24 protein-coding genes are annotated in these 18,720 nt (G+C 38.8%); 18 read left to right on the top strand and 6 right to left on the bottom strand.

The annotated features are described in order from the left end of the window. The first annotated feature begins 11 nt into the window (after window positions 1-11). Entirely contained in the window at window positions 12-650 is a 639-nt protein-coding gene (gene spoIIR / locus A3GQ_RS23735) for a stage II sporulation protein R (protein WP_037464315.1), read from the top strand. Between the two features lie 112 nt (window positions 651-762). Here the strand turns inward: spoIIR and A3GQ_RS0107695 are convergent, their stop codons facing one another. Together A3GQ_RS0107695 and A3GQ_RS0107700 are read right to left on the bottom strand one after the other, a co-directional pair. Continuing rightward, the gene (locus A3GQ_RS0107695; RefSeq protein WP_028776560.1) at window positions 763-1,128 is read right to left on the bottom strand and encodes a hypothetical protein; all 366 of its coding nucleotides are present in this window, start codon (window positions 1,126-1,128) and stop codon (window positions 763-765) included. A 498-nt stretch (window positions 1,129-1,626) separates the two neighbouring features. Then, the gene (locus A3GQ_RS0107700; RefSeq protein WP_028776561.1) at window positions 1,627-2,493 is read right to left on the bottom strand and encodes a hypothetical protein; all 867 of its coding nucleotides are present in this window, start codon (window positions 2,491-2,493) and stop codon (window positions 1,627-1,629) included. 288 nt (window positions 2,494-2,781) lie between these two features. On the opposite strand from A3GQ_RS0107700, the gene A3GQ_RS0107705 reads away from it, so the two are divergent. The 7 genes from A3GQ_RS0107705 to A3GQ_RS0107735 all read left to right on the top strand — a co-directional run bounded on the left by A3GQ_RS0107705 (window position 2,782) and on the right by A3GQ_RS0107735 (window position 7,146). Continuing rightward, complete coding sequence (locus tag A3GQ_RS0107705) at window positions 2,782-3,207, top strand: hypothetical protein (RefSeq protein ID WP_028776562.1); 426 nt, start codon at window positions 2,782-2,784, stop codon at window positions 3,205-3,207. 72 nt (window positions 3,208-3,279) lie between these two features. Continuing rightward, entirely contained in the window at window positions 3,280-4,308 is a 1,029-nt protein-coding gene (locus A3GQ_RS0107710; RefSeq protein WP_051271457.1) for an L-threonylcarbamoyladenylate synthase, read from the top strand. An 8-nt stretch (window positions 4,309-4,316) separates the two neighbouring features. Further along, on the top strand, window positions 4,317-4,793 hold the full coding sequence (locus tag A3GQ_RS0107715) for a GNAT family N-acetyltransferase (protein ID WP_028776564.1): 477 nt from the start codon (window positions 4,317-4,319) through the stop codon (window positions 4,791-4,793). A 240-nt stretch (window positions 4,794-5,033) separates the two neighbouring features. Continuing rightward, window positions 5,034-5,597 carry a manganese efflux pump MntP gene (locus A3GQ_RS0107720; RefSeq protein ID WP_028776565.1) on the top strand — a complete coding sequence of 188 codons (564 nt, stop codon included), beginning with the start codon at window positions 5,034-5,036 and terminating at the stop codon, window positions 5,595-5,597. A 103-nt stretch (window positions 5,598-5,700) separates the two neighbouring features. Next, on the top strand, window positions 5,701-6,150 hold the full coding sequence (locus A3GQ_RS0107725; protein WP_028776566.1) for a low molecular weight protein arginine phosphatase: 450 nt from the start codon (window positions 5,701-5,703) through the stop codon (window positions 6,148-6,150). Window positions 6,151-6,156: 6 nt separating this feature from the next. Then, on the top strand, window positions 6,157-6,600 hold the full coding sequence (gene rpiB, locus A3GQ_RS0107730; protein ID WP_028776567.1) for a ribose 5-phosphate isomerase B: 444 nt from the start codon (window positions 6,157-6,159) through the stop codon (window positions 6,598-6,600). Next, window positions 6,601-7,146: a TIGR01440 family protein gene (locus tag A3GQ_RS0107735; protein ID WP_028776568.1), complete on the top strand. Its 546-nt coding sequence runs from the start codon at window positions 6,601-6,603 to the stop codon at window positions 7,144-7,146. It abuts the gene before it with no gap. Window positions 7,147-8,037: 891 nt separating this feature from the next. Here the strand turns inward: A3GQ_RS0107735 and A3GQ_RS0107750 are convergent. After that, window positions 8,038-9,276, bottom strand: coding sequence for a macrolide family glycosyltransferase (locus A3GQ_RS0107750; RefSeq protein WP_028776569.1), 1,239 nt, complete (start codon window positions 9,274-9,276; stop codon window positions 8,038-8,040). Window positions 9,277-9,447: 171 nt separating this feature from the next. On the opposite strand from A3GQ_RS0107750, the gene A3GQ_RS0107755 reads away from it, so the two are divergent. After that, complete coding sequence (locus tag A3GQ_RS0107755) at window positions 9,448-10,677, top strand: serine hydroxymethyltransferase (protein ID WP_028776570.1); 1,230 nt, start codon at window positions 9,448-9,450, stop codon at window positions 10,675-10,677. Between the two features lie 172 nt (window positions 10,678-10,849). Continuing rightward, window positions 10,850-11,413 carry an NUDIX hydrolase gene (locus A3GQ_RS0107760; RefSeq protein ID WP_051271375.1) on the top strand — a complete coding sequence of 188 codons (564 nt, stop codon included), beginning with the start codon at window positions 10,850-10,852 and terminating at the stop codon, window positions 11,411-11,413. A gap of 138 nt (window positions 11,414-11,551) precedes the next feature. On the opposite strand, the gene A3GQ_RS0107765 is transcribed toward A3GQ_RS0107760, so the two are convergent. The 3 genes from A3GQ_RS0107765 to A3GQ_RS0107775 all read right to left on the bottom strand — a co-directional run bounded on the left by A3GQ_RS0107765 (window position 11,552) and on the right by A3GQ_RS0107775 (window position 13,083). Then, complete coding sequence (locus tag A3GQ_RS0107765; protein WP_028776572.1) at window positions 11,552-11,941, bottom strand: hypothetical protein; 390 nt, start codon at window positions 11,939-11,941, stop codon at window positions 11,552-11,554. A 265-nt stretch (window positions 11,942-12,206) separates the two neighbouring features. Beyond that, window positions 12,207-12,608, bottom strand: coding sequence for a nuclear transport factor 2 family protein (locus tag A3GQ_RS0107770; protein ID WP_028776573.1), 402 nt, complete (start codon window positions 12,606-12,608; stop codon window positions 12,207-12,209). Between the two features lie 73 nt (window positions 12,609-12,681). Beyond that, a complete protein-coding gene (locus tag A3GQ_RS0107775; protein WP_051271378.1) occupies window positions 12,682-13,083 on the bottom strand; it encodes a hypothetical protein in 402 nt (133 codons plus the stop codon). A 209-nt stretch (window positions 13,084-13,292) separates the two neighbouring features. Between A3GQ_RS0107775 and A3GQ_RS0107780 the strand changes: the two genes are divergently transcribed. From A3GQ_RS0107780 to A3GQ_RS0107820, 8 genes are all read left to right on the top strand, one after another. Then, window positions 13,293-14,651: a hypothetical protein gene (locus A3GQ_RS0107780; RefSeq protein ID WP_028776575.1), complete on the top strand. Its 1,359-nt coding sequence runs from the start codon at window positions 13,293-13,295 to the stop codon at window positions 14,649-14,651. A 413-nt stretch (window positions 14,652-15,064) separates the two neighbouring features. Beyond that, a complete protein-coding gene (gene upp / locus A3GQ_RS0107790) occupies window positions 15,065-15,694 on the top strand; it encodes a uracil phosphoribosyltransferase (RefSeq protein ID WP_028776576.1) in 630 nt (209 codons plus the stop codon). A 218-nt stretch (window positions 15,695-15,912) separates the two neighbouring features. Beyond that, complete coding sequence (locus A3GQ_RS0107795) at window positions 15,913-16,128, top strand: AtpZ/AtpI family protein (protein WP_028776577.1); 216 nt, start codon at window positions 15,913-15,915, stop codon at window positions 16,126-16,128. An 8-nt stretch (window positions 16,129-16,136) separates the two neighbouring features. Next, window positions 16,137-16,511 carry an ATP synthase subunit I gene (locus A3GQ_RS0107800; RefSeq protein ID WP_028776578.1) on the top strand — a complete coding sequence of 125 codons (375 nt, stop codon included), beginning with the start codon at window positions 16,137-16,139 and terminating at the stop codon, window positions 16,509-16,511. A gap of 8 nt (window positions 16,512-16,519) precedes the next feature. Then, on the top strand, window positions 16,520-17,257 hold the full coding sequence (gene atpB / locus A3GQ_RS0107805; protein WP_028776579.1) for a F0F1 ATP synthase subunit A: 738 nt from the start codon (window positions 16,520-16,522) through the stop codon (window positions 17,255-17,257). Between the two features lie 22 nt (window positions 17,258-17,279). Further along, the gene (gene atpE / locus A3GQ_RS0107810) at window positions 17,280-17,504 is read left to right on the top strand and encodes a F0F1 ATP synthase subunit C (RefSeq protein WP_083964153.1); all 225 of its coding nucleotides are present in this window, start codon (window positions 17,280-17,282) and stop codon (window positions 17,502-17,504) included. 188 nt (window positions 17,505-17,692) lie between these two features. Further along, a complete protein-coding gene (gene atpF, locus A3GQ_RS0107815) occupies window positions 17,693-18,181 on the top strand; it encodes a F0F1 ATP synthase subunit B (protein ID WP_028776581.1) in 489 nt (162 codons plus the stop codon). Further along, window positions 18,178-18,708 carry a F0F1 ATP synthase subunit delta gene (locus A3GQ_RS0107820; protein WP_028776582.1) on the top strand — a complete coding sequence of 177 codons (531 nt, stop codon included), beginning with the start codon at window positions 18,178-18,180 and terminating at the stop codon, window positions 18,706-18,708. Before atpF ends, A3GQ_RS0107820 begins: the two co-directional genes overlap by 4 nt. Window positions 18,709-18,720 lie beyond the last annotated feature (12 nt).

Consider the following 18,720-nt stretch of genomic DNA (forward strand, 5'->3'; position numbering starts at 1 on the left):
GAGGGAAAGACATGTTGAAAAAGTTGTTTGCACTTATAACATTTTTCTTATCATTCTGGATGGTATCCAGCCAACATATTGCTGAAACAAGCATTCCTAGTATTCCAAATGAGGCTGTGAGACTTCGTATTCTTGCCAATAGTGATTCTGCCCAAGATCAGTGGCTCAAACGTCAAGTTCGTAATGAAATTGTAAACGAAATGAAACTGTGGGTACATAAGCCAAAATCGATTGTAGAAGCACGACAAATGATCCAAAAACATCTTCCAGCATTTCAACAATTAGCAAAAGAAACCATAAACAAACATGGTTATACCTATCCGGTGAAAGTAGCGTTTGGACAAGTTCCATTTCCAACAAAACTATATGGGGATCAAGTATATGCAGCAGGAGATTATGAAGCGCTTTTGGTGACCATCGGTTCTGGTGAAGGAGACAATTGGTGGTGTGTCTTGTTTCCTCCACTATGTTTTGTTGACATGGGCAAAGGGGAAGCATTCCCGAAAAAAGACAATGGTGCGGTGTTATCTACCGAAATTCGCCCAGAACGGCAAGTATATGCGGATTCCGCAAAAGAGAAGAAAGAAACAAAAGCAAATCGTTTGGAAGTACGGTTTTTATTATTGGATAAGCTGAAGAAGGCATTTTAACGTGGGGAGAGCGGAGAAAATTCTCTATTTATCCCATAAATGACGCGGCGGCACTGCAGTATCACATGTTTACACATGGATATGCAACGCCGCCTATACTGGCACAGATGTGTCAGCGCTTGATACCGAAGGTGATGCTGCGATCGAAGACGCTCACGCCGTCGACCACGCGATCCGGTGCCGGCTGAGCCGCACGCTTGCCCTTTTCGAAGCCGAACACATCGGATCGGACCTCGCCGGGCTGCTGGCGGTCGTGGGACGGAACCTCACGCGTCTGCGCGGGCTGCTGACGGTCGCAGGACGGAACCTCACGCGTCTGCTCGGGCTGCTGACGGTCGCGGGACGGAACCTCACGCGTCTGCACGGGCTGGGCTCGACGGCCCTCGACCGGAGCCGGACGACGGGAGTCCTTGATCCCGAGGCGCTGGGTGTTGCCCCTGGCATTCTGGAATACAGCGTTGGCACGGGAGAAGTCCATCGGTAAAGCCTCTCGTTTGTGGATTACTTCACTCATCATAACACAACATCGTAAACTCTTGAAGGAATATTATATGTATTCAATAAATGTATAGATGTTATAAAGTTACAAAAAATAGACCTAAAGTGATCCATTCACAATGGGTAAGGAATATTTGGAATATTCCCTTTATGTAGTACAAAGAAATAGGAACGAACTTTGGGTAGGCTTTTAGGGGTGTTTAAGGAAAGCAAGAACAACACGGATGATGATATTTTGCAATCTGTTCTATTAGGGAACAAAAACCAATTGGAACTTGTATATCATTAACGTCTTATTTTGAAAAATAAAGTGATTAAAAACTTTGGTGGCCTCATTTACTCTCTTTTTATATTTCTATTGGTATGGTTTTACATGAAAAATGGAGCCTGTTTAACTGTACAGGTCTCCATTTCAATACCGGCAAAATAAAAGTTATTGTATCTACTCCCAGCAAGATAAATGTTCTTTTTGTATTCTTTATCTCTTGTTTTTAGTTGGGATTGCTTTTCTGAAACTCCATAATAAGCATCCAAACCAAACCATAACGGAAATAAGAATGAAAAGCAGATAGATAGAAGGATCATAAATAGATTTACCAACGGCAGTTTGAGCAAATAACAAAAGGATCAAAACTAGCCATGCGATTCCACTAACATGAACGATTTTTTTAGCTTGATTAGGAGATACACTAGTTTTTTCAAGCATCCAACCGATAATCGGTAGAGCTTGAAGGCCATGAAATCCAACAAAATGGATGGTCATGATATTTCCTGCATCTCCAACCCATCTTCCTTGCTCCATGCTCATCCATAAACCAGATACGATCCCACCTAAAAGGACTGCAAAGCAACTATATTTAACAGAAAGAAGAAGGAATGGATACTTTACTTTCTTTGTTCGGAAGATGATCACCGTAAAAATGATAAACAATAATATCAGCATTGCGGCAGACGTAGTAATGAGGTTATTTAGAAAATGGAAAGGGAGCTCTGTTTGGGTGAAGCGGGCATTTATCCCCCTTAAATTTTGAATCGTCTCGCAAAGATATGCTACCAATGAAGTAATCATCAACGGATACGAAAGTATTTTTTTACGAAAGGGTGTTGATAATTCCAGAACGGTCAAAAGAGCTGCTGTACTTAGAGCATAGATACCAATAGCTAGATCAAATGAGATAATATTCGAGAATTTTCCCTCTGGAGGTATATTATTACTTCCATACACGATAAATAAAACTCCACATAATAACGCGATTATCATGCCGATCAATCCCGTCCAAACTAATCCTTTTTCTTGATGGTAAATGTTTTTTGTCGTTTCCTTTAAAGTCGATGCAAGGGACATGTTGTTTCACCTCTGGTTTTATTTATATAAAGCATATAAAACTCAGAAAAGAGGAAACAGATACAATAGACTGATATTCATTCAGCCTAAAGTCCTATTCTTTTCTACTGCATATGGTGAAATGATTGAATCGTCGCGTTTCTATCAAAGTGAAACAGGTGCTAGTGAAAGAGTGAAACAAATGATAGTAAATCAATTTTTCTGTTCGATACAAAACTACAAAAATAGGTCTAAATCAGCTTTTCGTTCATAGATTAGTAGCAAGACTATGGACAAGGGAGTTTTCAAATGTTTTTCCTGCGAAAAGCAATAGAAACAGATCGAAATTGGATTAATACTTGTAATTTAGGGGTATCAAGGGAAAATATTATCAACATGGACGATTATTTTATTTTGCAATCGGTTATAGACCAAAAGCCAATCGGAATGTTAGCGTTAGAGATGTATTCGGATGTCGCTTATTTACATTCTTTGCGATTTACAAATGGAGCTCCTGCAATTGATAAATTGGGTAAACTGTTTGATTATTTGATGTCATACTGTCACAAACAAGGTACAAAACAACTCTATTTAGTAGCACCTTCTACATCTTCATGGATGTTGGAGCTAGGATTTGAAAAGTGTAATGATGTTCCCATAGATTTGCAAAAATCGGCACATTATCATCAAGTTTCATCAAATGGTATTTTATTGTCCTATCCACTTCACGCATAGATTTGCATTTCTGTCTGTATTTCGATACCTTGAAAGTAATAACAAACAAGGGGTATAAAATTGACAACTGTAATCAAATTTCCGCGCGAAAAAGCATTGGATTTTTATCGTCATCAAATCGAAATAAAAAAAGCCGCCCAGCTCATACAAACTGGCGGCTTAGTCGCGTTTCCTACAGAGACAGTCTATGGATTGGGTGCGGATGCAACCAATGAATCAGCAGTAAAACAAATTTTTCAAGCAAAAGGTCGACCTAGTGATAATCCGTTGATTGTACATCTTGCAACAATCGAGCAGATGGATAAATGGATATCGGATATTCCGGATCTTGCCAAGCGATTAATGAAGCATTTTTCCCCTGGACCTATCACCTATGTTATGCGACATCAAGGAGGATTTGCTGATAGTGTCACTGCTGGTCTTGATACGGTAGGTATTCGCATTCCAGATCATCCTTTGGCACTGGCTCTATTGGAGCTAGCTGATGTGCCAGTTGCAGCTCCTAGCGCTAACCGCTCTGGTCGTCCGAGCCCCACTTCTGCTAGTCACGTAGCAGAAGACTTATCTGGGAAAATTGATTTGATTTTAGATGGAGGAATCACTACCGTTGGGGTGGAATCAACCGTAGTGGATGTTACTGAAGGGATTCCTATCTTGCTTCGTCCAGGAGGAGTTACTTTAGAAGCATTAAAAGCCGTAGTAGGAGAAGTTTCTGTCGATACAAATCAAAAAGAACAGCCTCGCTCTCCTGGAATGAAGTATCGGCACTATGCCCCAAAAGGGGAGATGTGGTTGGTAGATGGGGATGATATGGTGAAAAAAATCCAATATATTTCCCAGGAAAAGATGGCAGAAGGATATCAAATTGGTGTCCTTACAACAGAAGAGAATAAAGATAAGTACAAAAGTACCAAAACAGTCATCTGCGGTAATCGATCGCAGCCTGATACCGTAGCGCGACAATTATATGACGCATTACGTAAGTTTGATACATTAGGTGTAGATTTAATCTATGCCGAAACCTTTCCGATGACTGATATTTATCTGTCTGTAATGAACAGATTGTTAAAAGCAGCAGAAGGCAAATATTTTATTAAATAGGTGACTTCATGATTAGATTATTAGACATTACGAATAGCCAAATAGCAACCAAAGTACTGAAAGTCCAGAAACCTGCTTACCAAGTAGAAGCAAAAATTATCGGATTCGATGAGATTCCCCCGTTGAGAGATACAGTTGAATCGCTGCAAACAAGCAAAGAAAAATTTTATGGATATTATCAAGAAGACAGCATTGTAGGTGTGATTGGATTTCAGCTGTTTGAAAAAGTGCTGGATGTTCATCGCTTGGTTGTCCATCCTCACTATTTTCGCCAAGGCATTGGTAGACGTTTGCTTCAGTATGTATTAGATGAATATGATGACCAAGTTAGTTGTTTCAAAGTACATACAGGTACAAAAAATGATCCTGCTAAAATGCTTTATAAAAGTCTAGGTTTTAAAGAAGTAGAGCAGATATTGGTCAGTCCGACACTATCATTAAGCATGCTAGAAAGAAAATCGGAAAAACCCCAAAAAAGAACCTAATGAAAGGGGTTCTTTTTTTATTATGTTTAATGAAATTCCTTATTGAAATTTTTCTTCAGATCCTTCTTGTGAGGAGTTTGTTTATATGAGTTTTTTTGTATGATTTTTGTATTTATAGTTTATGTTACAAAAGACACAAAAAAATCAGGTTTATCATAGCTTTAGATTACTTGATTAGCTTCTATCTTTGTGTGATCCAGCATAACCTTGTCTTATGAACCAAGGACAAGGGGGTTCACCATGGATATCAGTACCTTTGCATGGGGACAGTTGATCACGCTTAGTATCATAGCAATTGCTCTAGGAATGGATGCATTTTCACTTGGTCTCGGCCTTGGTATGCGTAAACCAACACGCAATCGAACGATACTCATCAGTAGTTTCATTGCTGTTTTTCATGTCTTCATGCCCCTGATCGGCATCTGGATAGGTCAATTTCTAAGTATTTATTTTCATCATATTGCAGTAATTGTAGGTGGTGCATTGCTCTGTTTTCTTGGATTGCAGATGTTTTGGTCTAGCATTCAAAATAGAGAAGATGTATTGCCATTTAGTGATAGAACCATTCTAGGTATGGTATTGATTGCATTTAGCGTAAGCTTAGATTCTTTATCAGCGGGACTAAGTATGGGGTTTTTTGCAACAGACCCTCTTCTGACAGTTGTCCTTTGTGGTGTGGCGGGTGGATTGATGTCTTTGATAGGTTTATATTTTGGGCGTTTAATGGGGAGTTGGATCGGGAAATATGGAGAAGTATTCGGTGGGATCGTTTTGATTACACTAGGTATTCAATTTATTATGTAGGGAATTGGCAAATACTTTCTGTATGTGTTATACATGGAAGGTAGAGGGCTTTTTCATGGCGTAGAGGTCCACTGAAAAAGAATGTAGAAAGGTGGGAAATGAGTTGAAGCGCGTTTTATTTGTATGTACTGGTAATACGTGTCGAAGTCCAATGGCAGAAGCGATTCTAACCCATATGTCCAAGCAAAAGCAGTTCCCGCTAGAAGTTCGTTCAGCGGGAATTTATGCTATACCTGGAGATACCATAAGCCCACAAGCGAAAGAAGTCCTTTCTTCAGAAGGAATATCTTCGGAACATTGTGCAAGGCGGTTGGATCAAAACTTGTTGGAATGGGCAGATGTGATTCTCACTATGACACAGCAGCACAAAAATGCCATATTATTAGAGTCACCTATATCAGATACAAAAGTTTATACATTAACGGAATATATAACAGATGATTCTTTTGATATTATGGACCCATATGGTTCATCCGTAGAAGTATATCGTCGATGTGCAAAAGAAATATATGAACACCTGGAAAACTTGATGGAAAAGTGGTCAAAGGAGTAGTGGATGATGAAAATAGTTGTAGGTTCCGATCATGGTGGTATACATCTTAAAAAAGAGATTATTGCTTATCTAGAGTCCAAAGAAATTGGTGTTGAAGATGTTGGAGCTTTTGTAGAAGAATCAGTGGATTATCCAGATTATGCCTCACCTGTTGCCAATAAAATCGTGAATAAGGAAGCAGATTTAGGAATATTGGTTTGTGGGACAGGCATTGGCATGTCCATCGCAGCAAATAAAATCAGAGGGATTCGAGCAGCCGTTGTTTCTGATGCGTTTTCTGCGAGAATGAGCCGTGAACATAATAATGCGAATATCCTTTGTTTGGGCGAGCGTGTGGTAGGCAGGGGATTAGCTCTATCTATTATTGATGCTTGGTTAGAAGCTACTTTTCAAGGTAGTCGTCATGAGAGGCGAATTGAGAAAATCGCCCAGCTTGAGGAATTACGTTAAATGGAACAGATTCGTAGGGAAACCTTAGCTGTATTGTCAGAGTTACATGCTGCTTTTCCCTTGGATGAAAAGAAATTATTAGTGCTTGGAGTCAGTACAAGTGAGGTATTGGGAGAGAGAATCGGAAGCTATGGAAGTGACCATGTTGCAGAAGCTCTTTTTAATACTGTTTTGGATTTTAGGCGGCAACATGGTTTTATGGTGGCCTTTCAATGCTGTGAGCATTTAAATCGATCTCTCGTCGTATCAAAGGAGACAGCAGAATTTTTTCGACTTACAGAAGTTGCAGCGGTTCCGATTCGACATGCCGGGGGAGCGATGGCCTCCTATGCTTATCGTCATCTTGATGGTAGTGTGTTGGTAGAGTCGATTGTTGCTGATGCAGGTATTGATATTGGCAGCACATTGATTGGTATGCACCTAAAACCAGTAGCTGTTCCGATTCGACCTCAAAACCCAAGTATCGGACAAGCTCATGTTACCATGGCGATGACAAGACCTAAGTTAATTGGCGGAAGCCGTGCTGTATATGTGCTTCCAGAATAATTTTATAGATTGCGAGTGAGAAAACCCACGGTTTAAATCGTGGGATGAAAGCAAGCGTTGGACGAGAAAGGGTTCAGCCCTTTCACAAGTCCAACACTTTTTTGAGAAAATATATTTACAAACATACATTCTGATGATAAACTACCATCAATTACATTTCTTGGATAGTTTGAAATGCGAAAACCAAGCAGTAGGACTATTCTGTTGTAATGAACCGTGGGGCTCACGGGGTTAGCTTGGTAATGAAGTAGTCACGAGACTACCGTCCCAAGAATCCTACGGCTTTAGCCGTATGGAGTGTCAAAGGAGAAACCATTTCTTTTTCGGAAAATTCCTGTCACCCACGATGCTTATCGTGGGTTTTTGTATTGTAATTCATTTATCTTGTATCTAAACTTCGGAGAGAATAAGTAAAAATGGAAAGCATGAAAGTAGTTTCACCAGACAAACCTGTAACGATTGAGAAAGACCCATTTATCTTCCAATCAAACCATCATGGTCATATTTTACGAAAAAAAAATTAAACTCCATAGCCTACAAGGAAGTCAGAAAGTACTTGATAAAGGGGAATCGGATGAAGCAGATGGGAAAGGGCACTTTCAATGTTCAATATAGTAACGGAGATAAATTACTCTATTTTATTTTTCTGAAAAAAGTAAATTAAGTAACAATAATCCACAAAAGTTATATACGATAGTTATCAACCTCGAGTGCTGCTATTTGTTTCAATGAAGCGATAAAAGCCTTCAATCATAAGGGTTTTAGAGCCTTGGAGCAATAAAAAGTATCTTTCAATACCAATAGATTGTAATTCAAAAGTTATTTAAAAAAATAAAAATAACACTCCTCGGAAATTTTTGAAGAGTGTTATTTTTCATTGCAGTAAGGGAGCTATTCACAAATGTTTTGTTTACACCTTACTTTTTTTATTAATTCATCTGCTGCTTTGATATAACCACCAGCTTCACGAAAAGAATGGCTGATTTTCAAGCTGTTTTCTTTATATACCGGATTGTTCAAAACTTCTAGTACTGCTTCTCGTAACATGGTAGCATCTACTTTTTCATGATCGAGTATGAGGCCGGCCCCTAGATTTTTCACGCGTTGTGCAACAATGGGTTGATCATTCATCAAGGGTAACATGACTAACGGATTGCCGAAATACAAGCCCTCATTCGTACTATTCATACCACAATGGGTAATAAATACATCACTGATGTTCAATACTTGAAGTTGAGGCACATAAGGATACACGAAAACATTTGCCGGAATGGGGCCAAGTTCTGACATAGGTACCTGATTTCCAATACTCATGATGACTTTAACATCTTGATCTTGAAAAGCCTCGATACAACTACGATATAGATCAGGTCGATTGTTCGCGATGGTTCCTAGTGCCATATAAACAATCGGCTTACCATCTTTTACGAATGGAAAGTTTTCTAATTTATCTTGTCGATCCATAATAGAAGGTCCGACAAAATGATAGTGATCACCAAAATGCTGTTCATCCATTTGAAATAGACGTGAAGTGAATACAAGATGGAAATCCGTATTGGAGGAGAAGCTATGAAAGAAATCAGGAATAGCTATTTGGTATTTTTGCTCTAAGCGATTTCTGAGTTTTGTCGTTTCGGCCCGCATTTTTTCTAAAGCATGTTGCATTTCTTGGCTCCATTGTTGCATGATGTGAAGAAACATATTTGATTTTTCGTTAGAGGCAAAAGTCGTCCATACGGGAACACAGGGTAATTTTTTAATATCTGCAATCCATTTTCCTGGGAAAGTCATGGAATCATAAAGAATATAGTCATACGATTCTAATTTGATGTCTATCAGTATATCGTCTACAATCCATTCCATGATATCCATATTAAAAGGGATATTCCCTTTGGCTAAACGCTCTTTTGGATCCAAATGAACCAGTTGTTGGAGGCTTTCTTGGATGAATTGTTCTGCTTTTTGTGAAATAGAGCGTACTTCAGCACCCGTTTTTGCTATTTTTTCTATGTACGGATCTCTCGTATAATAGACTACTTCTTCACCACGTTGGATGAGTTCGTGAACCAAACCAATCGAAGGATTGATATGACCTTCCCCTAGATAATTGATAAATAGTACTTTTGACATGAAAAAACACTCCTTTTGTGTATTATACGAAGTGAATTTGGGATTTATTTGGATGAATCGTGAATTTTTTAGAAGAATCAGATTATGATTCTGAGTGAGAAGGTTATAGCATAGAAGCTTAACATTTGTTATGATAGATGAGACAAATATTCGGTATTAGGGGGAAAACCCATGTTAAAAGATCAAGATTCCCAAGTTTTTGATGCAATTCAGCTCGAACTGAAAAGACAGCAAAACAATATTGAACTCATTGCCTCTGAAAATTTTGTAAGTCCAGCAGTCATGGAAGCACAAGGTTCTGTTCTGACAAATAAATATGCAGAGGGATATCCAGCTAAGCGATACTATGGTGGTTGTGAGCATGTCGATATTGTGGAAAACTTAGCTCGGGATCGTGCAAAAGAGCTTTTTGGTGCTGAGCATGCCAATGTTCAACCTCACTCTGGTGCGCAGGCAAATATGGCAGTTTACCATGCATTCCTAAAACCAGGAGATACCGTTCTTGGTATGAATCTTGCTCATGGTGGTCACTTAACCCATGGTAGCCCCGTTAATTTCTCTGGTATTCTATATAATTTTGTCGCTTATGGAGTGGATGCAGAAACGCATCGCATCAATTATGAAGAAGTGCGTAATTTAGCATTGGAACACAAACCAAAGTTATTGGTAGCCGGTGCTAGTGCCTATCCTCGCGAATTTGATTTTGCGAAATTAAAAGAAATTGCGGACGAAGCAGATGCATTGTTTATGGTTGATATGGCTCACATTGCAGGTCTTGTTGCTACAGGTCAACATCAAAGCCCAGTTCCATATGCAGACTTTGTTACCACTACAACTCACAAAACACTTCGTGGTCCTCGTGGGGGCATGATTCTTTGTAAAGAAAAATATGCAAAAGCAATCGACAAAGCGATTTTCCCTGGTATTCAAGGTGGACCATTGATGCATGTGATCGCCGCAAAAGCGGTAGCATTTGGTGAGGCACTTTCGGATTCTTTCCAAGCATATGGGTCCCAAGTGGTTAAAAATGCGAAGGTACTTGGTGAGCAATTAGTGAAGAATGGCTTGAATTTGATCTCTGGAGGAACAGATAATCACCTATTGCTAATCGATGTTCGGAATCTTGGTTTAACTGGAAAAGAAGCGGAACATCTCTTAGATCAAGTTGGGATTACCACCAACAAAAATGCGATCCCATTTGATCCAGAAAGTCCATTTGTAACAAGTGGTATTCGGATCGGTACTCCAGCTGTGACCAGCCGTGGAATGAAAGAAGAGGCGATGATAGATATTGCAGACATCATTGCGTTTACGTTGCAAAAAAGAGATGATGCTTCTGTTATCGAAGAAGCACGTAAAATGGTAGCTGAATTAACAAGTCAGTATAAGTTATATGTGTAAATAGGTGAAAAAGAGTCAAGGATGCCGAAATCCTTGACTCTTTTGTGTTTTTATTGGAATATTTTGTTATCTGTTATATATGGCAATGGTTGGTCCCTGTATTTATCTAGAAATGACCATTGTAAATACATGGTTAACTTATATTAATTGCTAATACTAAGGATGTGTTCTGATGATCATGTTAGAAGAATTAAAGCAGTCAATCCAATTGTATTCCATCCAATTTCCAAGTGAAAATGTAGAGTCATTACAACCGCTATATGAATCTCTAAGCCCGCATATAACTTCACGTACAAATCTACCTGGACATGTCACTACTAGTGCTGTGATTGTGGACAAAAATGATAGGGTGCTCCACATCAAGCATAAGATTTTAAAGAAATGGTTACTACCAGGAGGGCATTGTGAGGATACAGATCATTCCCTGATCGATGCTAGTTTGCGGGAAGCAACTGAGGAAACTGGGATTCCTTCGAGTTGTCTTATTCAAATACAGGGGAAAAATGTACCAATTGATATCGATTTACATCGGATACCCCATAACTCCAAAAAAGGCGAACCTGAACACTGGCATGCCGATTTCCGATTTGTATTTCGTCTCGATTCTACTCAGGAAATTATGTTACAGGAAGAAGAAGTGACAGATTATACATGGTTATCTTTTGAGGAAATGCCTATGCGACAATTGAAAATTAAATTAACCGACTTCATAGGAAAAATAAGAAAGAGTCTGTAATTGCAAAAGCAGGGGAAGGCGATCTATGATCTTTTAATAGGAAATAGATCGCCGGTCGAAAGTTATATTTGTATATAGATGTTTGTAACGTAAAAAAGACGGCATTTCTGCAAATAGAATGCCATCTTTTTTTGATTTTTAGTCATGCAACGTATAGCTTGGGATATGAATCGTCGTACCATTGGTTTCGTTAACAAATTTGAAATAATAGTTACCTGCTGGTCTTTTTTGATTGAAAAAGCATTGTGCATAGTAGCCAATTTTGCTCGCATATGCATCCCCTACGCAATCATCTACTATTTGGCCTGTACTTTTGCGTAGTTCAATTCGAAAGGAACCGTCTTTCGGACTAGCATATTTTTCTAAATCGAGTACAAGTGGTTTATTTGGCAAATAAAATGTTTTTGTCGTAAAGTGCGTACTAAAATGTGCGTAACCAGACCAGTAAGTTGTAGCAGCATGAGTCACATTAGCTTGAACTGCAAATACCATAACAAAAGCAAATAAAGCTCCCAACCATTTTTTCAATGAAAACACTCCTCTGATGATTTAGATTATTCTGTTTACACTTTCCATCTTAATATGAAATACAAGTTAAATAAAGGGTAAAGTCTCATGTTGTTTTTTCCTCTTTTATGAGTATAATTGTCTTCTGATTTGAATTGGTAAAACTTCCGTTTTATGTAATTTCCCGTGTTTAGCCATGGTAAAAGTTACTATATCAATATAAAAAGCACTTGGTTTACATTATATAACCAAGTGCTTTTTATAAGAATACAGTATGGAATGTCGTTTATTCCATGCGAAATGATTCTTCCAAACCAGCAGTATCTTCGAACCCTTGAAAAAACTTGATCTTATTATCTTCAATCTCGACCACAACAGCCCAATAACTTGCAAATAATCGATTGGTTGGTCGAATTCGGTGTTCAAATTTTCCCCAAGCAAAGGCGGTAGTTTCGTCACCCAGCATCTTATGGACAGTAAATACTTGTGTATCAAGATCTTTCTGGAATTTCGATAAGAGGTTTCGTACTCCAGCCACACCATGATATGTTCCATAGAAATGATGTTTATCAGAAGCATTTTCTTTTGCAGCGATAAATTTCGCGTCCTCATGTACAAATTGGAGTGCTAGTTCTGGATCATATAAATGTTCAAGATAGTTTTTCAGTACTTGTTCTGCTTTTTTCATTTCAACTCATCCTTTTTATAACTATTTGAATTTTAAGGGTTTCATTCGTTTTAGTAATTCTTTTAGAATCTACTTAATATCTGGTGCGATAGTAGTAGAATTCAAAAATAGAAAATACGGCAACGAGCATGGCAACAAGCAAGGTTCCAATTAAGCCTATTAGAGTCAAGTTCAAGAAAGATACCAATAAGATGCTGTCTACTACCCAGATCAGATCAATGAATGCGAAAACGAGCAACATATTTGCAGACATCACTCGTTGTCGAGAGGCCCAATATACAAAAGAGATGAAAACCAGTAATCCAAATCCAGTCAATCGAATGGCTGATGAATGGTCTAATCCAGCTATTTCTCCTACAAATGGTCCAAATAAAAGGAGAACGAATCCAAATGCACCTGTTGAGATTGCATTAAAAAGTAATAACCAACGAAGTCCTTTTGTTAGATCCACTTGTTTTGTTCCGGTTTGATTCATTTGTATTCCTCGCTTTTCAATGGGATAAGTTCTGCTTGTATCATCGCTTGTTTTTTACTGCCATACCTACCCTTTTTTCTGCCAAACAGTGCCGTGTTGTGGTAAAACCGTATGTCAGGATAAAAAAATAAGCTTTTTCCATATCTCAAAACGTATTTTATTTACGTTTGAAATAAAGGTATATTTTTAGATGTGGGGAGGTAGGAAGGATGTATTATATTTTCAGTGTACTTTGTTTTGGGTTATTGCTATGGTTTGGGCTCTATATCATACAACGAGATATAAAAAATCCTTTATTTGTACTAATTGGTTTGAGTTTAATAACTTCATCCGTTCGTTTGGCTGTGGAAATCATAAATTTTAATACAACAGAAAATTTGTACTTGATGCGTTTTCAGGATCTTTGTTGGTATTTTTCTATCATCCTGTTGTCGGGTGGTATATTGCATTATCAAACAGATGGAGATTCCAAACGGATCATGTTCATAAAAGTGTGGCGTTTTGTACTGGTTCCCTTGTTTACTATTTCGGGAACTGTGTTTCTTTTGTTAGGAAATGAGAAGTGGGTTGATGTATACGCTCGAATCCTTTTGTTGGTGTGTATCCTTTGTTTTCTGATAACTGTGTCACTCCTATTGCCTGTGATTAGGAAGAAAACTGTTACTCTGATAAAAAAACTTTCTTTTCTCGTTTTTCTTTTTCTGTATATAGGGTGTTTGATTATAAGTGTTATCTCGTTCGGTTTATATGCAATAGCATTATCTCTCATTCAATCGTTAAGTTTATTTAGTATTGGTGTATTCTTATATGCTTCGATCGTTCGTGAACAAGGGGAGGTATGGCTTCCCGATTTCATCCGCTCGTTTGACTATACAATTTTGTTAACATTCTTATTTAGCGGACAAGTAGCTTTAGTTATCGCCATTGCTTCCGATTTTCATCTAACAACCATTTTGCTTTTATTGAATAGCATAGCTATATCTATTATCGTTCAGGTCTTTTTTGGACAAATACAAGCAGGGTTTGACTACATTGCTTTTTCTGCATTTCCAAAGTTGAGGGTGGAACGTTCTCGGCTTCGAACAACAGAAGAAATTACATTAGCAATCAACGAAGAAGCAGAACCAGAACAAATGGATGAAGAACAATTAGTCAAAATGACTCGTCGTGCGTTGAGCCATTTTGGTGACCTGAAGAGGTTATCATCCAATCCATTAACACAATTAAAAATAATTGATCATCGACTACAAGAAAAAGGCATGTCAACAGATATGTTAGATAGAGCCAACGAATTGAAGTCTATCCTTTTGGAGTGTATCGAACAGATAAAACCACAGCAGGATAAGTCTTTTGGGGCAACGGATGAATGGAGATTTTATAATGCTGTCTATTTTCCTTATGTTGTAGGAATAAAACCATATAGCAAACGATATTTCAATTCACAACTCTCTGAAGAAGAACAGAAAGCATTAGAATGGTTCCGGACGTGTGTTCCTGAGCGGACTTTTTACAATTGGTCCCAGACAGCAGCTCAGCTAGTTGCAACGCATTTAAAGAGTAAGTTATGAAAGAATATGTGGAATCAGCACTGTTTGGAAGTATAATGTATCGGTTTGGCAATAATTTTCTTCCTATAGTGATAGTGATTGGAGCAGTGAGCCCAAGTTCAAAAATATAATCACTTGGAGGTTGATATTCTATTGTGATTCAGGTATAAGAACATAGTTTATCTCATCGATTTACCAACGAGCGGGTTTTTATTAGATAAACCTATTGTGTGGGAGTTTTAGAAGGTATATATCCATCAGATGATAGTAATCTAGTCAAAGGATAGATGGGGGTTTTATCCTGTCTTTCGTCTCTTTTCTACTTAAAGCTAGTAATTTTCTTATAAAAGCCCTATATTCAATATGGTGGTTTTTTTAGGTATCTGAAAAAGAAACATCGTCGATAATGAATAGTAGAAAAGAGGAATGAGAAGATGAGCAATGTATACGTTTTTGATCATCCTTTGATTCAACACAAACTGACGTATATTCGTGACAAAAACACAGGAACGAAGGAGTTTCGTGAGTTAGTAGATGAGGTCGCTACTTTAATGGCGTATGAAATTACAAGAGATCTCCCACTTAAGGAAGTAGAGATTGATACGCCTGTAACAACTACCACTTGTAAAATGATCGAAGGAAAGAAAATTGGCTTGGTACCAATTCTTCGTGCAGGTCTTGGTATGGTGGACGGTGTCTTGAAATTAATACCAGCTGCTAAAGTCGGACATATTGGATTGTATCGAGATCCAGCAACACTTGAAGCAGTCCAATATTATGCAAAAATGCCCTCAGATATTGGAGAACGTGATTTGATTGTTATTGATCCCATGCTTGCAACCGGAGGATCTGCATCTGTAGCCATTCATGAGTTGAAAAAAATCGGAGCGACTAGTATGAAGTTTATGTGTTTAATTGCAGCGCCAGAGGGAATTGCTCGTCTGCAAGAGGATCATCCTGATGTAGATATTTATGTTGCAGCAGTAGATGAAAAATTAAACCATAAAAGCTATATTGTACCAGGTTTGGGAGATGCAGGGGATCGACTGTATGGAACCAAGTAAAATTTTTCACTAATTTTACATTGTTTTTACACGGTTTATTCAAGGATATTGCAAATGTGTGACGAATTATTCACATTCTCACGTACGAAAGCGTTGACAATGAAAGAATGCATCCGGTAGTATTAGCAGGGGAAACGACTTATTGAGACAATTACCCTCGAACCAACAAATTTTTCACCTATACCCCATTAAATAACTATCATTAGGGGGTTTTCCGTGTGAATCAAGATAAAAGTGCGTTACGTCTGGTAGCGATGGTTGGTTCTATGGGTACGGAAGTGATTATCCTCGCTGTTGGTGGCGCTTGGTTAGGGAAACTGGCAGACGATACATGGCATACCAAGCCATTATGGCTTCTTATAGGCCTCGTTGTAGGTCTCTTGATCGGTTTTGTCAGTGCTGCCTTCACGTTAAAAGCTTTCTTAAAGGAATGACTTCCCTCATGCAACTAAAATTAACCACTCGCCGTCGCGTGATGGTCCTCACTACTGGACTCCTCATCATGTTTCTGATCATGGTTTTTCTAACCCCATACCGTGCTATTTTTGGCGGACTCCTCTTGGGGACAGCTGTTAGCCTGTATAACTTTTGGTATCTATCTTTTAAGTTAAGAATGGTACTAGAAAGTGCACTATCAGGCAACAGAATTAGAGGAACTGGAATGATCAATCGTTTCTTGGTGGTAGCCTTCGCTATGCTTATCGCTGCAAAACTTCCTGCGATATTTGATGTGAGGACTGTTCTCGTAGGGCTACCGCTTTGCTATATCCTATCTATCTTCTCCTACTTTACAACTCCTAAAGCACAAAGGGGGTGACTATCAGAATGGAATTAACACCAAAGATCACTTTTCTCGGTTTAACCTTTGATCTAGCTATCATAATCGGCTCGTTGTTGACTGCTGTTATCGTACTCATTTTTACTATTCTCGCTACACGTGGGCGTGAAATGAGGCCGGGTAAGCTACAGAATTTAGTAGAGATGGTTATTGACTTTAGCCGTGGCATTGCACGTATGAGTTATGATGACCGTACAGCAGAGAAATATCTTGGTTTTACTTTTACACTCTTTTTGTTTATTTTGATCGCGAACCAACTTGGAGTAATTATGATGGTATCGACAGAAGCACATCATGCGATTCCTTCCCTCGGTATCACAGAGGAACTTTTGAAGCAATCTCATGAGATATCTTGGTTAAAGTCTCCTACCGCTGATCTAAATGTAACAATCTCCATGGCTGTTGCTGTGGCATTATTTGCTAATTATATGGGATTGCGTACAAGTGTAAAGGGATACTTTAAACACTTTCTAAGTCCACTTGGAATCCTTCATGTCATTGAAGAGTTCTCCAAGCCAGCAACACATGCGATGCGTCTATGGGCTAACATTTTTGCTGGAGAAGTATTGATTGTTATCATGTTGACAAAAGGGCCTATCTATTTAACAGGTGTTCCTATGTTGGCATGGATGGGATTCTCTGTTTTTGTTGGAGCGATCCAGGCATACATCTTTACCGTACTAGCCAATGTGTATATCGCACAAAAAATGACATCAGATCACTAAACTTTTTAGGAGGAACATATAAATGGATTTGAATATTCTTGCAGGTGCAATCATGATCGCTTTCGCAGCACTCGGAGCAGCTATTGGTAACAGTAATCTTTTCGCTAAATACATCGAAGGTATCGCTCGTCAACCTGAATCCCAAAATAAACTATTTGGTCAGACCATGATCTTGTTCGGATTGATCGAGGCACTACCAATTATCGGTGTTGCACTTGGTATCCTTCTTCTGTTTGGAGTTATCTAAATCGGATTCATGTGATAGTCCACCCACAACGATTAATGAGGGTCTAGGCAAATGGGGCGGGGGCACGTATTCTCCCGCTATTATTATCACTTGAGAAATTATAAGTTTTTAGTGAATGGCAGTAGCATTCACTGTAAGAAATGGGACATAAGCTAAGTTTTTAATAAAACCGAAAGGAGTGACCTCCTTTGTTAAGCTTAAATTTCGGTACGATGCTAGCTCAGTTGGTGATTTTCCTTATCCTGATGCTCTTGGTATCTCGGTTTGCACTTCGTCCTTTGCTAGCTACGATGCGTACAAGACAAGACTACATCGATGGCCAGATCAAATCTGCGGAGCAACATCGTGCAGATGCTGAAAAGTTCGTTGAGGACCAAAAGGCAGCTTTGCAACAAGCTCGGGAAGAAGCAAAGGAAATCGTGGAGCGTGCAAAAGCACAAAAAGAGCGTGAAGCGGAAGAAATCATTCGTTTGGCCAATGAAAGAGCAGAACGGTTAATAGATGAGGCGACAAATGAGATTAACCGTGAGAAAGAAAAAGCATTGTCTGCTCTTCGTCTTGAAGTAGGAGAGTTGAGTGTACAACTTGCTACAAAATTGATTGGCCAAGAATTGGATCAAACAAACCAATCTAAGTTGGTACACCGCTATTTGGAACAGGTAGGCAGAATGCAATGAGTAATTCACTGGTAGCGAAACGATATGGAAGAGCATTGTTTGAAGTCGCCCAAGGACATAGTCTGCTCCAAGAAGTAGAGGCTGATTTAAAGCTTGTACTCGAATCGCTAACAAGTTCTGATATTGCAAAATGGCTATCCCATCCTGCAACATCTGCAGAACGCAAAAAGGCAATTCTTGAAAATAGTTTCGCAACTGTTTCGGCTATGACCAAAAACTTTTTGTTTTTGTTAGTAGACGAAGGTCGGGAAAATGAGTTGGCAGGGATCGTAGCTGAATATCGCAAACTCGCTTTAGAAGCTTCCAATATGGCTGAAGCGATTGTGACAACAGCTTATTCCATGACTACAAGTGAAAAAGCTGAGTTGATCACTACCTTCTCAAAAATCATCGGTAAAAAACTAGTAATTGAAGAACAAGTAGATTCAGATATATTGGGTGGAGTAATTGTGCAAGTAGGCGATCGTCTCTATGATGGCAGCCTCAAAACCAAACTCCTCCGCTTTCAGGAACGTCTAAATGCTTAAAGCATAGGGGTG

The sequence above is a fragment of the Shimazuella kribbensis DSM 45090 genome, from assembly GCF_000428065.1.
Taxonomy (GTDB): Bacteria; Bacillota; Bacilli; order Thermoactinomycetales; family Thermoactinomycetaceae; genus Shimazuella; species Shimazuella kribbensis.

Bases quoted from the DNA above. Each gene is read 5' to 3' on its own strand.
- spoIIR (WP_037464315.1), top strand. From the start codon at position 12: ATGTTGAAAAAGTTGTTTGCACTTATAACATTTTTCTTATCATTCTGG.
- A3GQ_RS0107695 (WP_028776560.1), bottom strand. From the start codon at position 1,128: ATGGACTTCTCCCGTGCCAACGCTGTATTCCAGAATGCCAGGGGCAAC.
- A3GQ_RS0107700 (WP_028776561.1), bottom strand. From the start codon at position 2,493: ATGTCCCTTGCATCGACTTTAAAGGAAACGACAAAAAACATTTACCAT.
- A3GQ_RS0107705 (WP_028776562.1), top strand. From the start codon at position 2,782: ATGTTTTTCCTGCGAAAAGCAATAGAAACAGATCGAAATTGGATTAAT.
- A3GQ_RS0107715 (WP_028776564.1), top strand. From the start codon at position 4,317: ATGATTAGATTATTAGACATTACGAATAGCCAAATAGCAACCAAAGTA.
- A3GQ_RS0107720 (WP_028776565.1), top strand. From the start codon at position 5,034: ATGGATATCAGTACCTTTGCATGGGGACAGTTGATCACGCTTAGTATC.
- rpiB (WP_028776567.1), top strand. From the start codon at position 6,157: ATGAAAATAGTTGTAGGTTCCGATCATGGTGGTATACATCTTAAAAAA.
- A3GQ_RS0107735 (WP_028776568.1), top strand. From the start codon at position 6,601: ATGGAACAGATTCGTAGGGAAACCTTAGCTGTATTGTCAGAGTTACAT.
- A3GQ_RS0107750 (WP_028776569.1), bottom strand. From the start codon at position 9,276: ATGTCAAAAGTACTATTTATCAATTATCTAGGGGAAGGTCATATCAAT.
- A3GQ_RS0107755 (WP_028776570.1), top strand. From the start codon at position 9,448: ATGTTAAAAGATCAAGATTCCCAAGTTTTTGATGCAATTCAGCTCGAA.
- A3GQ_RS0107760 (WP_051271375.1), top strand. From the start codon at position 10,850: ATGATCATGTTAGAAGAATTAAAGCAGTCAATCCAATTGTATTCCATC.
- A3GQ_RS0107770 (WP_028776573.1), bottom strand. From the start codon at position 12,608: ATGAAAAAAGCAGAACAAGTACTGAAAAACTATCTTGAACATTTATAT.
- A3GQ_RS0107775 (WP_051271378.1), bottom strand. From the start codon at position 13,083: ATGAATCAAACCGGAACAAAACAAGTGGATCTAACAAAAGGACTTCGT.
- A3GQ_RS0107780 (WP_028776575.1), top strand. From the start codon at position 13,293: ATGTATTATATTTTCAGTGTACTTTGTTTTGGGTTATTGCTATGGTTT.
- upp (WP_028776576.1), top strand. From the start codon at position 15,065: ATGAGCAATGTATACGTTTTTGATCATCCTTTGATTCAACACAAACTG.
- A3GQ_RS0107800 (WP_028776578.1), top strand. From the start codon at position 16,137: ATGCAACTAAAATTAACCACTCGCCGTCGCGTGATGGTCCTCACTACT.
- atpB (WP_028776579.1), top strand. From the start codon at position 16,520: ATGGAATTAACACCAAAGATCACTTTTCTCGGTTTAACCTTTGATCTA.
- atpE (WP_083964153.1), top strand. From the start codon at position 17,280: ATGGATTTGAATATTCTTGCAGGTGCAATCATGATCGCTTTCGCAGCA.
- A3GQ_RS0107820 (WP_028776582.1), top strand. From the start codon at position 18,178: ATGAGTAATTCACTGGTAGCGAAACGATATGGAAGAGCATTGTTTGAA.